The organism is Virgibacillus siamensis (assembly GCF_900162695.1).
GTDB lineage: Bacteria > Bacillota > Bacilli > Bacillales > Amphibacillaceae > Lentibacillus > Lentibacillus siamensis_A.
This window is the reverse complement of the sequence record NZ_FUIH01000007.1, coordinates 1,099,918-1,114,229: the sequence shown is the minus strand read 5'-3', so window position 1 is coordinate 1,114,229 and position 14,312 is coordinate 1,099,918. Positions and strand designations below refer to the sequence as shown.

The following is a 14,312-nucleotide window of genomic DNA, read 5'->3' as shown; positions in this document are numbered from 1 at the left end:
TCATGTTACTATACTATCATATTCATGAGGGATAATAACAGGCTGAACCTGTTTATGTTCCAGAGCATTCTCCACTGTTTTAACTAGAGCATCCATGTCAGCAACAAGAGAATTCGGTTTTTTAAACGGATCATCCTGCCCGAACGGGATAAAATAAATAAATTTACTTGCCATTAGTCGCATAAGATTCACGCCATTTAATCCCAGCGCATCATTAGTGGAAATCCCCAGTACAACCGGCCCCTGATTTCGCATCGTTGCTTTTGCAGCCATTAAAACCGGCGAATCTGTCAATGCATTCGCCATTTTGCTGAGTGAGTTTCCCGTCAATGGTGCGATTACCATACAATCCAAGGGATATTTTGGTCCAAGAGGTTCCGCATCTGGCATCGTTGTAATTACTTTTTTGCCGGTAATCGATTCTACTTTTGCAACATGATCTTCTGCTTTCCCGAATTTTGTGTCCGTCGTCCGTACAGTATACGTTACGATCGGCACTACTTCCGCTCCTTCTTCCATAAGCCGCTCCAGCTGCGGAAAAACTTTGTCATAAGTACAGTGGGATCCTGTCAGCCCAAATCCAATCCGCTTTCCTTTTAATTTCATGTTACGCTCCCCTTTCATTCACGAGAAATTGTTTAATCACATCTGCCAATATTTTTCCCGATGTTTTTGGTGCAACAATACCGGGAAGACTGCGTGCCAAAATCGCTTTAATTCCCCGCTGTTCCGCAAACTTAAAGTCGGTTCCGCCCGGTTTTGAGGCAAGATCAATAATGAGCGCATGCGGTGGCAGTTGTTGAATGGCATCTTTCTGAACTACCTGTGCCGGAATTGTATTAATTAATAAGTCACATTCATCTGTATATTTATCAAGATCATCCAAGGGCAAGGCAGTCAGACCCATTTCAGTAATCCTGGCCAAATCTTTAATACTTCGTGCACAGACTGAAACCTTCGCACCAAGTGCAGAAAATTTATTGGCAACCGTATTTCCCACTCTTCCAAATCCGACGACAATGACTCGTGATGAATGAATAGTATAATCAGTATGCTCGATAACCATCATGATTGTTCCTTCAGCCGTTGGAATGGAATTATAAATCGCCACATCATCCCTGCTGAATAGCGGTATAAGTGATAAATCCAAATCATCGGTTATCGCTGTCAAATAATCATTTGTAATTCCTGTAAAAATCAGTACTGACGTATTCAATGTTTCAAACCATTTTTTCGTTAATTTAATTTTTTGATCGGAAAAAGCGGCATCCACGTATCCTTCGCGATCTGTACCGGTAATCGGCAGTATAACGGCATCAAGTTTTTCCGGTTCCAAGTCGGAAAAATCTGTCTGTTGCAATCCGGTGAATCCTTGTTCCAAGTTATCAAACCCAACTAAAAAAATAGTTGTATCAGTCAAAGTCTGCAATTGACGCAGTAACTCCAGGTAACGTGCGTCCCCGCCGATTACAGCAATCGATTGATTCATTGTAGTTACATACCTCCAGACACTTACCCGTATTTGATTTCTTTATAGTTTATGTAGCTGACACGTGTTAGTGATTGTAAGTTTAAAAAATCCCTGGAATTCAGGCATCATTGAGGAAAAAATTTATTGAATGGACTATCTGCAGTAACAAAAGCGTAAGCGCCCGTTTAGCAACGTACAAACTGCGCCCTGCCAAGCAGGGTGGGTCGGCGTTGCCGCGCAAAGCGGCGGTTTTAGCCGATCTACCTAAACCGCAATGAGATAAAGGAAACATGCCCCTGCAAAAGGGGTATGCCGACGTTGGCCGCAAAGGCCGGTTTTAGTCGGCCCTCCTTTTATTTCGAACCGATGTTGACTTTCACCACAAGGGTATAAGTGCGACTAAGCCTCTGGTTTCACCAATCGGCAAGTCTTCTTTATCGTAGTGAGGAGTGTGAAGTTTGCTAGTTGCTGGGCGCTGGAGCTGGACGTGGCTCTTTCGGTAACCTAATTATACACAGGCATAAAATTTTATAATGTCCTGCAGAAAAAAAATCCGGCATCATTTTATATGATGCCGGACTTTTATTTACGGACTGCTAATCAAATTCAATCATAATCATGTCGTCGCCAATTTTCTTTACGGATCTCCAGTTAATTTTCGTTTCAGCGCCTTCTTTTTTTAATCCAAACCATTTGTAATTAGGAATGATAAATGATTCAATCTGACCGGTTCTTTCATTAATCTCCAAGTCGGTCTGCCCTAATATCCCTAATCTGGAACCCTTGTTGACATTTACAATTTCCTTGCCGCTAATATCCTTATACCGCATATATTCCCCTCCATGTTCCATGACTACTATCGAATATATGCTGGGTAAGAAATTCTATGCTTCTTGTTTTGGGGCGATTAAAGCACTTGACGTTTCCTGGTCAAACACTGCCTTTATAACCTGTTGAATTCTCGCATGACTAACTTTGTCAATCTCCTCAATCATCTCATCCATTGAACGATGCCGATTCAACAGCAACTCATTTTTACCATTTCTGCTCATCCTGCTGCTCGTACTTTCCAGGCTTAGCATCAGGCTGCCTTTCAGCTGTTCCTTACTGTTTTTCAATTCTTTATCAGTCAATCCATCTTTGATTAACGAATTCATTGTTGACTGAATTGTCTCCCTTAATAATGGCAATTGTTCATTCCCAGTACCTGCATAAATCGTCAGCATACCATTATCCAGAAACGAGGAATGATATGAGAACACCGCATATGCCAGGCCTTTTTTCTCCCTAACTTCCTGGAAAAGTCTTGAACTCATGCTTCCTCCAAGCACATTATTCATGATAATCAGGCTGTACATATCTTCATCGTCGATAGCAAACCCATTAAAACCGAGGCATAAATGTGCCTGTTCTGTATCTTTATTCCGTTCAATATTATTTGTAAGAAATGCAGGCTTTTGTAAAGCAGAATGGTCTCCTTCACGATAAAAATCGCCAAAGTGGCTTTCCACGGTGCGAATAAATGAATCTTCCACATTACCCGCAACAGATACAACAACGTTTTGCGGGGTATATCGCTTATTCACATAGTCACGGAGTGTATCCGGTTTAAAAGAGCGAAGCTGTTTCTCCGTGCCCAAAATCGGAAATCCCAATGGATGATCCCCATATGCAGCGGTAGCGAGTAAGTCATGGACAATGTCATCTGGTGTATCCTCATACATTTTAATTTCTTCCAGGACAACGTTTTTCTCGCGCTCCATTTCCTCTTCATCAAATGCGGAATTAAAGAACATGTCTGCCAGTATCTCAAGCGCATACTCTTTATGTGTATCAATCACTTTTGCATAGAAACATGTATATTCTTTCGATGTAAAGGCATTTACCTGACCGCCGATGGCATCGAACGCTTCTGCTATATCCTGCGCGGAACGTGACTTAGTCCCTTTAAAAAACATGTGCTCCAAGAAATGTGAAATTCCGTTATTTTCTTCTGTTTCATTTCGGGATCCGGTTAAAACCCAAATTCCGATTGTTACAGACCGTACTGCCGGAATTTTTTCCTGTACAATACGAAGTCCATTTTTACACGTATGCGTATCTACCAAAATAAATCCTCCTATAGTTAACATCAACAGGGATTTTGTATCCCTACCTTTTTGCACTCATTAACATTGGCACCGTTCCAATCCGGTACCCTCTTTTTTTAATATTTTCAATCAGTTTATCCAATCCATTCACAATTGAAGTTGTTGGATGCATTAAGATGGTGGCTCCCGGATGAATATCGCCCATCACTCGATTCATCATAACAGATACAGTTGGATTCTTCCAATCAATCGTATCTACTGTCCATAAAATCGTTTCCATTTTTAACATGTCAGCGGTTTGGACAACCTGATCATTGAAACTTCCGCTTGGCGGTGCAAACCATTTTGGCGTTTTTCCGGTGATTGCTTTTAATATCTCATTGGTTCGTTTAATTTGTTCGTTTGCTTGCGATTTGCTTAGATTGGCCATATCCGGATGACTGTATGCATGATTTCCGATGACGTGATCTTGTTCATCAATCATTTTCACATAGTCGGAATTTTCCTGGGCCCACTTTCCTTCGATAAAAAAGGTTGCCTTCACATTATGCTTTTTTAAAATCGTCAATATTTCCGGAATATGTTCAGTCCCCCAGGAGACATTGATCAAAAACGCAACCATATTCTTTTTCGGATTACCGCGGTATATCGGAGCAGCCGGAAGTTCGTCCAATGTTTTTTTGGGGGGAATTTGTTCATAGACTAAAAGTGTTTTATCAAATTCTCCCGTCTCTTTCATTTGTTCATATGATTTATCAACATTCACCTGAATACCGTTCAGCCCCGGTGTCTTTTTCCATACTCTGTCAATATACGCATTAACCGGGGGTTTGCTGTATTTGTCGCGCTTAGCTTTAATTTCCTGGTAGAGTGAATCCTCCGATTTAATGACAGTATTGGAAAATGTCTCAGCCTCATTCATCATGAATGGATTATAATCGTCGTTAAATGCAATTAGCACAATAAATACAAACACACAAATATGTACAAAAGATTGGTAACGATGCACCCATATCCCCCCTTAATCAATCATATGAGGAACATGGACAGGTTATGTTTGCAATAAAAAAGAAACTGGGGTACCAGCTTCTTGTGTTGTTTCTTATATTACATACTCGATTTTTCCTGTTTTTCCTTTTCATCTTTTAAAACAGCTTTACGGGAAAGGTTAACTCGGCCCTGCTTGTCTATTTCTTTCACCTTAACCATGATTTTATCACCGATGGAGACAACATCTTCCACTTTGTTAGTTCGCTCCTCAGCCAGTTCGGAAATGTGAACAAGACCATCTTTTCCTTTAAATATCTCAACAAATGCACCGAACTTCTCGATACGTTTAACGGTACCAAGGTATGTCTGTCCAACTTCCACTTCACGGACAAGATCTTCGATGATTTGTTTGGCTTTATCATTCATAGAAGCATCCGTTGATGAAATAAATACACTGCCATCCTGTTCAATATCTATTTTTACGCCGGTTTCATCAATAATCTGATTGATTTGTTTACCGCTTGGCCCAATGACATCACGGATTTTGTCCGGGTTGATTTCCATAGTAAGGATTTTAGGTGCGTATTCTGACAGTTCCTGCTTAGGTTTTTGAATAGTATCAAGCATTGATTCCAGAATATGGAGACGGCCTTTTTTGGCTTGTGAAAGTGCTTCTTCAAGGATTTCCTTGGATAATCCGTCAATTTTGATATCCATTTGCAAAGCAGTAACACCTTTGGCAGTTCCCGCTACTTTAAAGTCCATGTCACCAAGGGCATCTTCCATTCCCTGAATGTCCGATAATATTGTATAATCATCACCGGATTTCACAAGACCCATAGCAATTCCGGCAACAGGAGCTTTGATAGGAATTCCGGCATCCATCATGGCCAATGTACTTGCACATATACTTGCCTGTGATGTGGAACCATTGGATTCCAACACTTCAGATACAAGCCTGATTGTATATGGAAATTCTTTTTCTGATGGAACAACTTTTTCCAGTGCGCGTTCGCCAAGTGCACCATGTCCGATTTCACGCCGGCCCGGTCCTCTAATTGGCCCTGTTTCCCCGACACTGTACTGCGGGAAGTTATAATGGTGCATAAATCGTTTGGACTCTTCCAGATCCAGTCCATCCAGAATTTGCACATCGCCTAATGCGCCAAGTGTACAAACACTTAATGCCTGGGTTTGTCCACGTGTAAATAATCCAGAACCGTGTGTTCTTGGAAGGACCCCAATCCGATTGGATAATGGACGGATTTCGTCAATTTTTCGGCCATCCGGACGAACTTTTTCCTTCGTGATTAAACGGCGGACTTCCTCTTTGACCATCTTATCCAACGTTGCTTTTACGTCCTTAATAATAGCCTCATCTTCATCCTCGTCATAAGCTGCCAACACTTCATCCTTTACAGCAGCTATTGCATCTTCACGTGCATGCTTCTCCTCAACCTGAATCGCTTCATGCAGCTTGTCCTTTGCTTCTGCTTGAACTTTTGCCACAACCGCTTCATCTGATTCAGCAATATTCGGTTTGATTTTTTCCACACCGACAGCTTCGATTATTTTCTCCTGAAATTCAACCAGTCGGATAATTTCCTGATGCCCGAACATGATTGCCTCAAGCATGACCTCTTCCGGAACTTCCTGTGCACCAGCTTCCACCATGTTGATGGCTGCTTTCGTACCGGCAACAGTCAGATCTATATCACTCTTCTCCTGCTGTTCAATTGTCGGGTTTATAATAAATTCCCCATCAACCCGGCCAACATCAACACCAGCAATTGGTTCGGAAAATGGGATATCTGAAATTCCAAGCGCAATGGATGAACCAATCATTGCAGCAATTTCCGATGAACAATCCTGCTCAACACTCATAACAGTACTGATTACCTGTACTTCATTCCGGTAGCCATCCGGAAAAAGCGGTCTGATCGGACGGTCAATAAGGCGGGATGTCAGGGTTGCTTTTTCACTTGGACGTCCCTCTCTTTTAATAAAGCCACCAGGAATTTTCCCAACTGCATATAAACGTTCCTGATAATTAACAGTTAACGGAAAAAACGGTAAATCCTTTGGTTCCTTTGATGCCGTAGCAACAGATAACACGGATGTATCACCATATCGAATCATACATGCCCCGTTCGCTTGCTTTGCCAGTTCTCCAGTTTCAACGGTGAATTTTCTTCCGGCAATTTCTGTGGAGAACACTTGATTTTCTTCTGTCATTAGTTAAAGTACTCCTTTCAAGAAAACATTCTACCTTTCATTTTATAGTTAATGTGGAGAAATGTAAATTTTATAAGTAATAGAAGTATAAAAAAAGCAGGATTGCTCCTGCTTTTTTTAAAATTCCTAACGGCGTAGGCCAAGTTTTTTAATTAGTTCGCGGTAGCGTGTAACATCTTTTTTACGAAGGTAGTTAAGTAGGTTACGACGTTTACCGACCATCTTTAAAAGACCACGGCGTGAATGATGATCTTTTTTGTGAACACGTAAATGTTCGTTTAATGTTGTGATTTCTTCCGTCAGTACAGCAATTTGGACTTCCGGAGAACCAGTGTCATTATCATGAACCTTGTACTCACTGATGATTTCGTTTTTACGTTCTTTTGTGATAGCCATATGGCTCACCTCCATGATTGTTTTTTAATCCCCATTCCCCAAGCATTCGTCGGAGTTACGATATGCCAAGCGATGGTTCTACAGTATTAAGGTTACATCTTTTCCAGCGAAAATGCAAGGTCGAATTGAGTGGAACTCGGAATTTTACCAGTTAATCATTTGAAAAATAGTCACGAATCACGCGCTCATCATCCTCTATCTGACGAATCAATTCGTCAACATTGTCAAATTTTTCTTCATCACGGATAAACTTATGCCATTCCATGATCAGTTCCTCACCATACAGATCGTTGTTGTAATCAAAAATATTCACTTCGGCACTTGGTTTGTCAAGATCCCCTTCAAATGTCGGGTTATAACCGAGACTGGCCATTCCTTCATATGTCTCATTTTTATACTGCACTTTAACTGCGTATACACCTGTTTTGGGAAGAAGCGCATCGGGATTGATTTGAATATTTGCGGTCGGATATCCGATTTCACGCCCCCGCTTTTCCCCGTCGATAACAATTCCCTGAATAGTCAGCGGGCGTCCGAGCAGACTATTGGCCGTTTGCACATCTCCCGCACGGAGCAGCTCTCTGATTCTTGTGGAACTTACTTTTTGTTCGGCCATTTCCACTTTTCCAATCGTTGTGTAATCAAACTCATTCCTCGTATGATTTTCAATGATATTCATATTTCCTTTTCCTTTATGGCCATAGGAGAAATCAAATCCTGCAACAAGGTGTTTAATTTTCAGTCCAATAATAAAGTGATCGATAAACTGTTGCGGCTCCAGTGATGCCAGTTCTTTATTAAACGTGATAATATACAGCCGGTCAACATTCATCTGCTGGAGAATCTCCTGCTTTTCTTTTAACGGTGTGATATACCTGACATGTGGCGTGTCCTTTTTTAAAACAACTGACGGGTGCGGATGGAATGTAATAACCGCGCTTTCCATATTGTCCTTTTTCGCTTTCTCCACTGCTGTTTTGATAACTTTCTGATGGCCTTTATGTATTCCGTCAAAAAAACCGATCGCGGCAACTGTATCAGGGAGATTCTGTCGATCCAATCTATGTGGATAACTCAATTCTATTGTTCGCAATGTGCTTCACCTACACTTTGTTCATTCATTAACGTTTTTCAGTTAAAAACGCGTACTGGCTTAATGCAATCTTTCTTTTCCGGATGAATCCGGTAAATCGCCAGAAGCTCATTTTTATACATAACCGAAAATGGTTCCGTTTGCAACACTCTTTCCGGGATGCCCAATTTCTGTCCGTTTTTCACTTTCATTTTCGTCTGTTCATCAACTTCCAAAACATCTAAATGATCCACACCTCTTGAAATAGGCAGCAGCAGGTTCCCTCGTTCCGGAGTATTTTCAATCGTTGTAAATGTAACGGTATCCTTATCCATAATCGATCCTGTGCTAATCCGGATTAAATCAGACATGTATGCCGGGTATCCCAAGCTTTTGCCAATATCCACACATAATGTACGGATATATGTACCTTTTGAACAGACAGCCTTAAACGTAAATATAGTATCATTCATTTCCAGCATCTCTAATTCGTGAATCGTAACGGTTCGCTCCGGACGTTCAACGGACTCATTTGCCCGGGCGTACTCATACAGTTTCCTGCCATTCACCTTAACTGCTGAATACATGGGTGGTATCTGGTTGATTTCACCCCTAAATAATTGTAACACGTTTTCAATGTTCTGTTTAGAAAGAGGTGTTTTCACATTCTTTTCCTCGATAATTATGCCATGTGCATCTTCTGTATCTGTTGCTTTTCCCAGTGTGACTTCCGCTATATATGTCTTGGTTGTATCTGTTAAAAAAGGAACAATTTTCGTGGCTTGCCCAATGCAAATCGGCAGCACACCTTCAACTTCCGGATCAAGTGTCCCTGTATGTCCGACTTTTTTAGAATGAAACAATTTCCGTACTTTGATGACACAATCATGCGATGTCATCCCTTTTGGTTTCCATAAAGGCAATATGCCGTCCATTCAACCCACTCCCAGATTTATTTCAGTACATGGAAAAATCTGACCCGTTTGAGGCCAGATTTTTTCTGCACATCTATCCTAATTGTTTAAATCCTTTAATATCTTTTCGATACGGTTTCCATACTCCAACGCCTCATCAAATTCAAACGTGATTTCAGGAGTCTTACGCAACCGGATACGCTTTCCGATTTCAGAGCGGATAAACCCTTTTGCTTTGGCCAGCCCGACAAGCGTATCATGTTTCTCCTGTTCATTACCCAGCACGGAAATGAACACTTTTGCCTGTTGCAGGTCACCTGTTACTTCAACATCAGTGACAGTGACAAACCCGACACGGGGATCTTTGATTTTCTTACTGATCAAATCACCCATTTCCTTTTTCATCTGTTCTGCCACTCGATTCGCACGTATGTCACCCATCTCTAATCACCTCAATAATAATGGTGTTACGTATTATAACCGTTCCACATTTGTTATAGTACGTTCAAGTTCCATGAAGGAATCCACAATGCGGAATACTTCCTGCATTACCTGTTCCGCATGTTGCCTGTCATTGGAAACCGTAACAATGCCAAGCTTTGTGCGCTGCCATAAATCCTGAAAATCCAGCTCGGTTACAGCGATGTTCAGCTCATTACGTAATCGGGAAATTAACCGTTTTATTACGGATCGTTTTTGCTTAAGGGAATTCCCTTCATACAGCATGCACTCCACCTCAGCATACAAAATCATTTGCGCTCAATTTCCTTCATAACAAAGGCTTCGATTGTATCGCCTTCTTTGATGTCATTGAAGTTCTTTATAGTAATTCCGCACTCATAATTTTGGGCAACCTCTTTAACGTCATCCTTAAATCGCTTCAATGTATCAATTTCACCTTCAAATTGCACAATACCATCTCTAATCAGACGGACACCTGAATCACGTGTAATTTTACCATCGGTTACATAGCTTCCGGCAATTGTCCCGATTCTGGAAACTTTGAACGTCTCACGTACTTCTGCCTGTCCAATGACCTGCTCTTCGTATTCCGGATCAAGCAAGCCTTTCATGGCGGACTCGATTTCTTCAATAACCTTGTAAATAACACGGTGCAGCCGTACATCCACTTTCTCTGATTCTGCGGCTTTTTTCGCATTGGCATCCGGGCGTACGTTGAACCCGACAACAATTGCATTGGATGCTGATGCCAGAATAATATCTGATTCTGTAATTGCACCTACACCGGTATGAATGATTTTAATTTTAACGCCTTCTACATCAATTTTTCTGAGAGAGGATGCCATCGCTTCAGCGGATCCTTGAACATCAGCCTTAATAATTATATTTATTTCCTTCATTTCACCCTGTTTAATTTGTTCAAACAGATCATCCAGGCTGACTTTCGTCTGTTCCGAACGGTTTTCCTGAATGTATTTTTGATGGCGCGCCTCTCCAATGGAACGGGATTTCTTCTCATCATCGAAAACAAGAAATTGATCGCCTGCCTGTGGAACATCATTTAGTCCAGTAATTTCTACCGGTGTCGATGGACCAGCTTGCTTGACTCGGTGTCCCATATCATTAACCATTGCACGCACACGGCCATACGTGTTACCCACAACAATTGAATCACCAATATGCAGTGTACCGCTTTGAATAAGCAAAGAAGCAACGGATCCTTTTCCTTTATCAAGCTGTGCATCAATGACGGTTCCGAACGCGTTTTTATTCGGATTAGCCTTCAATTCCTCTACTTCTGAAACTAGCAGGAGCATTTCCAGAAGATCATCGATTCCTTCCTGCTTGACAGCGGACAAATTAACAAAAATGGTCTGGCCGCCCCATGCTTCCGGAATCAGTTCATATTCTGTCAGTTCTTGCATCACGCGGTCAGGGTTGGCACCTTCTTTATCCATTTTGTTCACCGCAATAATAATCGGAACTTCAGCAGCTTTAGCATGGTTGATTGCTTCCACAGTTTGCGGCATAACACCATCATCTGCTGCAACAACAAGTACTGCAATATCTGTTATTTGTGCACCACGGGATCGCATACTTGTAAATGCAGCATGCCCCGGTGTATCCAGAAACGTAATTTTTCTTCCGTCATCCTCAACCTGATAAGCACCAATATGCTGTGTGATTCCGCCAGCTTCGCCTTCCTGAACCTTTGTATGACGGATTGCATCCAGAAGTGTTGTTTTACCATGGTCAACATGCCCCATGATGGTTACAACTGCAGGACGCACTACAAGATCTTCTTCTTTATCCTCTTCCAGATACTTATCGAAATCTGTATCTTCGAGAATAATTTCCTTCTCGACTTCCACATCATATTCCGCACAAATTAGTTCTACAGCATCATCATCAAGATCCTGATTCTTGGTCGCCATAACTCCTAAAAACATCAATTTTTTAATGATTTCAGAAGTGTCTTTATTCAATTTCCCTGCCAGATCACTGACAGTTAATGTATCACTGTATTTAATTTGTTTTGGTGTTTCCTTGGCTGCCGGCTTTTGCTGCTGTTGTTGTACAGGCTTTCCTTTGCCTTTTTTTCCTTGATGCTGTTTTTTATTATATTGGTTATGCTGTTTGTTTGGCTTTCCTTTATGCTGCTTTTGGGAAGGTTTTTTCCGGTTATCGTATTTTTGGCCCTGTTTTTTATTTGAACCTTGGTTATTCTTGCTGGAATTCCCTTTGTTCCCTTCGCCGGACTTATCATTTTTCGCCTGTTTTGGTGCGAATTTTTGATCCAGTTTTGCGATTGTCCCATCTGAGATAGTCGACATATGATTAGATACTTCAACATTCAATTCTTTTAAGTAGTTGATGACTTCTTTACTTGGTTTATTATTCTTTTTGGCATATTCATATACGCGCATTTTCGTCATACGTTCACCCCCGAAATTAATTACCCGAGCAGCGATTTGATCTTAGCGGCAAATCCTGCATCTAAAATGGCAATAGCTACTCTATGGGATTTTCCTATAGCGTTTGACAATGTTTCTCTATCATCGGCTATTATGAATGGTATATTATTCGACTTGCATTTATCTGTAATTTTTTTCCTTGTCTGCGGACCGGTATCACTTGCGAGAAGCACCAGCTTCGCCCGGTTTTGTCTGATATCCTTTACGATTGTTTCTTCTCCAAGCGAGCACTTTCCAGCTCGATATGCCAGTCCAACCAGACCCAAATAATTACTTTTCATTTGCTTCAACTATTTTCATAAGTTCATCGAAAATGGAAAGGTCTATTTCCGCGTTCAACTGCCGATTTAATATACCGGTCTTTTTTGCCTTTTCGATAACATTTCTATCCTGGGATAAATATGCACCGCGTCCATTTTTTTTGCCGGTTGGATCAACGAAAACATCGCCTTCCTTATTCCGGACCACTCGGATCAGGTCTTTCTTTGGTTTCATTTCATTTGTAACAATGCATTTCCGCTCAGGTACTTTCTTCTGTTTCATGACAAACTGCCTCCCTTATTCGAACAAATCTTCCTCGTTGTCTGAATAGGTGCCGGTTTCCGTAAGAAGTCCTTCTTCACGAGCTTCAGATTCACTTTTGATATCAATCTTCCATCCGGTTAATTTAGCCGCAAGTCTTGCATTTTGTCCCCGCTTGCCAATAGCAAGTGACAGCTGATAATCCGGAACAATGACTGTGGTTGCTTTTTCCTCCTCATTCACCAGCACGTCAACAACTTTTGACGGGCTAAGTGCATTGGATACATACTCCACAGGGTCTTCAGACCATTCGACCACATCAATTTTTTCTCCCTTTAATTCATCTACAATCACCTGAACACGCTGTCCCTTTTGTCCGACGCATGATCCTACCGCATCGATTTCCGGATCGTCTGCATGTACGGAGATTTTTGAACGGTCACCGGCTTCCCGTGCAACTGATTTAATCTCAACTGTACCATTATAAATTTCCGGAACTTCCATTTCAAAAAGACGCTTCAGAAGACCCGGGTGTGATCTTGAAATATAAATTTGTGGACCTTTTCCTGTATTTTCAACCTTTGTAACAAACACTTTCAGACGGTCATGGACATAATATTCCTCTGTTGGCATTTGTTCGGATTCGGCTAGTTTCGCTTCGATTTTTCCCAGATTTACATAAACAAATTTGGGATCCTTCCGTTGAATAATACCCGTCATAACATCTTCTTCCCGGTCAACATATTCACTGAAAATGACACCGCGTTCAGCTTCCCGAACACGTTGTGTAACTACTTGTTTGGCAGCCTGGGCAGCAATTCGTCCGAAATCCTTTGGAGTCACTTCAACCTCGATGACATCCCCCGGTTCATAATTCGGATCGATTTTTGCAGCCTCGTCAAGTGAGATTTCCTCTTGCGAATCCTCAACTTCATCCACGATTGTTTTACGGGAAAATACCCGCATTGTCCCTGATTCCTCATCAATATCAACCCGCACATTTGTAGCAGATTTGAAATTCTTCTTATAGGCGGATATTAAAGCAGCTTCCAACGTTTCCAAAAGGATGTCTTTATCAATTCCTTTTTCTTTTTCCAAATAATCAATCGCCTCAAACAACTGACTGTTCACTTTTTATTCCCCCTTTATAGCTTTACTGCTAATCTTGCTTTTGCAATTTTATCGAACGGAATTTCCACAGACTTTTTGCGGGTTTTAACCATGAACTCTATTTCAGCAAAATCATCGGCAAAACCTTTCAGCGTTCCTTCGTATTCTTTTTCACCGTTGATTGGTTCATATAATTTTACATAGACATTATTGCCGATGTTTTTTTCAAAGTCTGCTTTCTTTTTTAGCGGACGTTCAACGCCCGGTGATGAAACTTCCAGAAAATAAGCTTCTTTAATCGGATCTGTTTCATCAAGTTTCTCACTTAATTTTTCGGAAACAGAACCACATTCTGTAATGTCAACTCCGTCGTCTTTATCAATATAAACGCGAAGAAACCAATTTTTCCCTTCTTTCACATATTCAATGTCAACTAATTCAAGATTTTCTTCCTGTAAGATGGGTTTAACTAACTCTTCTGTCATGTTCACAATACTGGAACTCAACAAATTACCCTCCTCTATTCAATTGTATGGTATTACTTATTATGAACCATCATACCCCAATTCATTTGCA

General features: G+C 41.1%; 16 protein-coding genes. All 16 read right to left on the bottom strand.

Translation table 11 applies throughout. The features are described from left to right. A complete protein-coding gene (dpaB, locus tag B1K71_RS09275; RefSeq protein ID WP_077326226.1) occupies positions 1 to 606 on the bottom strand; it encodes a dipicolinate synthase subunit B in 606 nt (201 codons plus the stop codon). A 1-nt stretch (position 607) separates the two neighbouring features. Then, on the bottom strand, positions 608 to 1,489 hold the full coding sequence (gene dpaA, locus B1K71_RS09270; protein WP_077326224.1) for a dipicolinic acid synthetase subunit A: 882 nt from the start codon (positions 1,487 to 1,489) through the stop codon (positions 608 to 610). A gap of 578 nt (positions 1,490 to 2,067) precedes the next feature. After that, a complete protein-coding gene (locus B1K71_RS09265; protein WP_077326222.1) occupies positions 2,068 to 2,301 on the bottom strand; it encodes a YlmC/YmxH family sporulation protein in 234 nt (77 codons plus the stop codon). Between the two features lie 54 nt (positions 2,302 to 2,355). Continuing rightward, positions 2,356 to 3,579 carry a M16 family metallopeptidase gene (locus B1K71_RS09260; RefSeq protein ID WP_077326220.1) on the bottom strand — a complete coding sequence of 408 codons (1,224 nt, stop codon included), beginning with the start codon at positions 3,577 to 3,579 and terminating at the stop codon, positions 2,356 to 2,358. Between the two features lie 43 nt (positions 3,580 to 3,622). After that, positions 3,623 to 4,570 (bottom strand): polysaccharide deacetylase family protein, encoded by a 948-nt coding sequence (locus B1K71_RS09255; protein ID WP_077326218.1) that lies wholly within the window; start codon positions 4,568 to 4,570, stop codon positions 3,623 to 3,625. 98 nt (positions 4,571 to 4,668) lie between these two features. Continuing rightward, positions 4,669 to 6,786 carry a polyribonucleotide nucleotidyltransferase gene (gene pnp, locus B1K71_RS09250; protein WP_077326216.1) on the bottom strand — a complete coding sequence of 706 codons (2,118 nt, stop codon included), beginning with the start codon at positions 6,784 to 6,786 and terminating at the stop codon, positions 4,669 to 4,671. Between the two features lie 126 nt (positions 6,787 to 6,912). After that, positions 6,913 to 7,182 carry a 30S ribosomal protein S15 gene (gene rpsO, locus B1K71_RS09245; RefSeq protein ID WP_077326215.1) on the bottom strand — a complete coding sequence of 90 codons (270 nt, stop codon included), beginning with the start codon at positions 7,180 to 7,182 and terminating at the stop codon, positions 6,913 to 6,915. A gap of 151 nt (positions 7,183 to 7,333) precedes the next feature. Continuing rightward, the gene (gene ribF / locus B1K71_RS09240; protein WP_077326213.1) at positions 7,334 to 8,275 is read right to left on the bottom strand and encodes a riboflavin biosynthesis protein RibF; all 942 of its coding nucleotides are present in this window, start codon (positions 8,273 to 8,275) and stop codon (positions 7,334 to 7,336) included. 38 nt (positions 8,276 to 8,313) lie between these two features. Further along, positions 8,314 to 9,189: a tRNA pseudouridine(55) synthase TruB gene (gene truB, locus B1K71_RS09235; protein WP_077326211.1), complete on the bottom strand. Its 876-nt coding sequence runs from the start codon at positions 9,187 to 9,189 to the stop codon at positions 8,314 to 8,316. A gap of 78 nt (positions 9,190 to 9,267) precedes the next feature. Beyond that, positions 9,268 to 9,609 (bottom strand): 30S ribosome-binding factor RbfA, encoded by a 342-nt coding sequence (rbfA, locus tag B1K71_RS09230; RefSeq protein WP_077326209.1) that lies wholly within the window; start codon positions 9,607 to 9,609, stop codon positions 9,268 to 9,270. Between the two features lie 33 nt (positions 9,610 to 9,642). Beyond that, positions 9,643 to 9,921, bottom strand: coding sequence for a DUF503 domain-containing protein (locus tag B1K71_RS09225; protein WP_077326207.1), 279 nt, complete (start codon positions 9,919 to 9,921; stop codon positions 9,643 to 9,645). Next, complete coding sequence (gene infB / locus B1K71_RS09220; protein ID WP_077326205.1) at positions 9,918 to 12,065, bottom strand: translation initiation factor IF-2; 2,148 nt, start codon at positions 12,063 to 12,065, stop codon at positions 9,918 to 9,920. The genes B1K71_RS09225 and infB overlap by 4 nt, the downstream gene beginning before the upstream one ends. 20 nt (positions 12,066 to 12,085) lie before the next feature. Then, positions 12,086 to 12,385, bottom strand: a complete 300-nt coding sequence (locus tag B1K71_RS09215; protein ID WP_077326203.1) for a L7Ae/L30e/S12e/Gadd45 family ribosomal protein — start codon at positions 12,383 to 12,385, stop codon at positions 12,086 to 12,088. After that, positions 12,375 to 12,647 (bottom strand): RNase P modulator RnpM, encoded by a 273-nt coding sequence (gene rnpM / locus B1K71_RS09210; protein ID WP_077326201.1) that lies wholly within the window; start codon positions 12,645 to 12,647, stop codon positions 12,375 to 12,377. The genes B1K71_RS09215 and rnpM overlap by 11 nt, the downstream gene beginning before the upstream one ends. Before the next feature lie 15 nt (positions 12,648 to 12,662). Next, positions 12,663 to 13,757: a transcription termination factor NusA gene (nusA, locus tag B1K71_RS09205; RefSeq protein WP_077326199.1), complete on the bottom strand. Its 1,095-nt coding sequence runs from the start codon at positions 13,755 to 13,757 to the stop codon at positions 12,663 to 12,665. Between the two features lie 14 nt (positions 13,758 to 13,771). Next, positions 13,772 to 14,242 carry a ribosome maturation factor RimP gene (gene rimP / locus B1K71_RS09200; RefSeq protein ID WP_077326197.1) on the bottom strand — a complete coding sequence of 157 codons (471 nt, stop codon included), beginning with the start codon at positions 14,240 to 14,242 and terminating at the stop codon, positions 13,772 to 13,774. Positions 14,243 to 14,312: the final 70 nt, after the last annotated feature.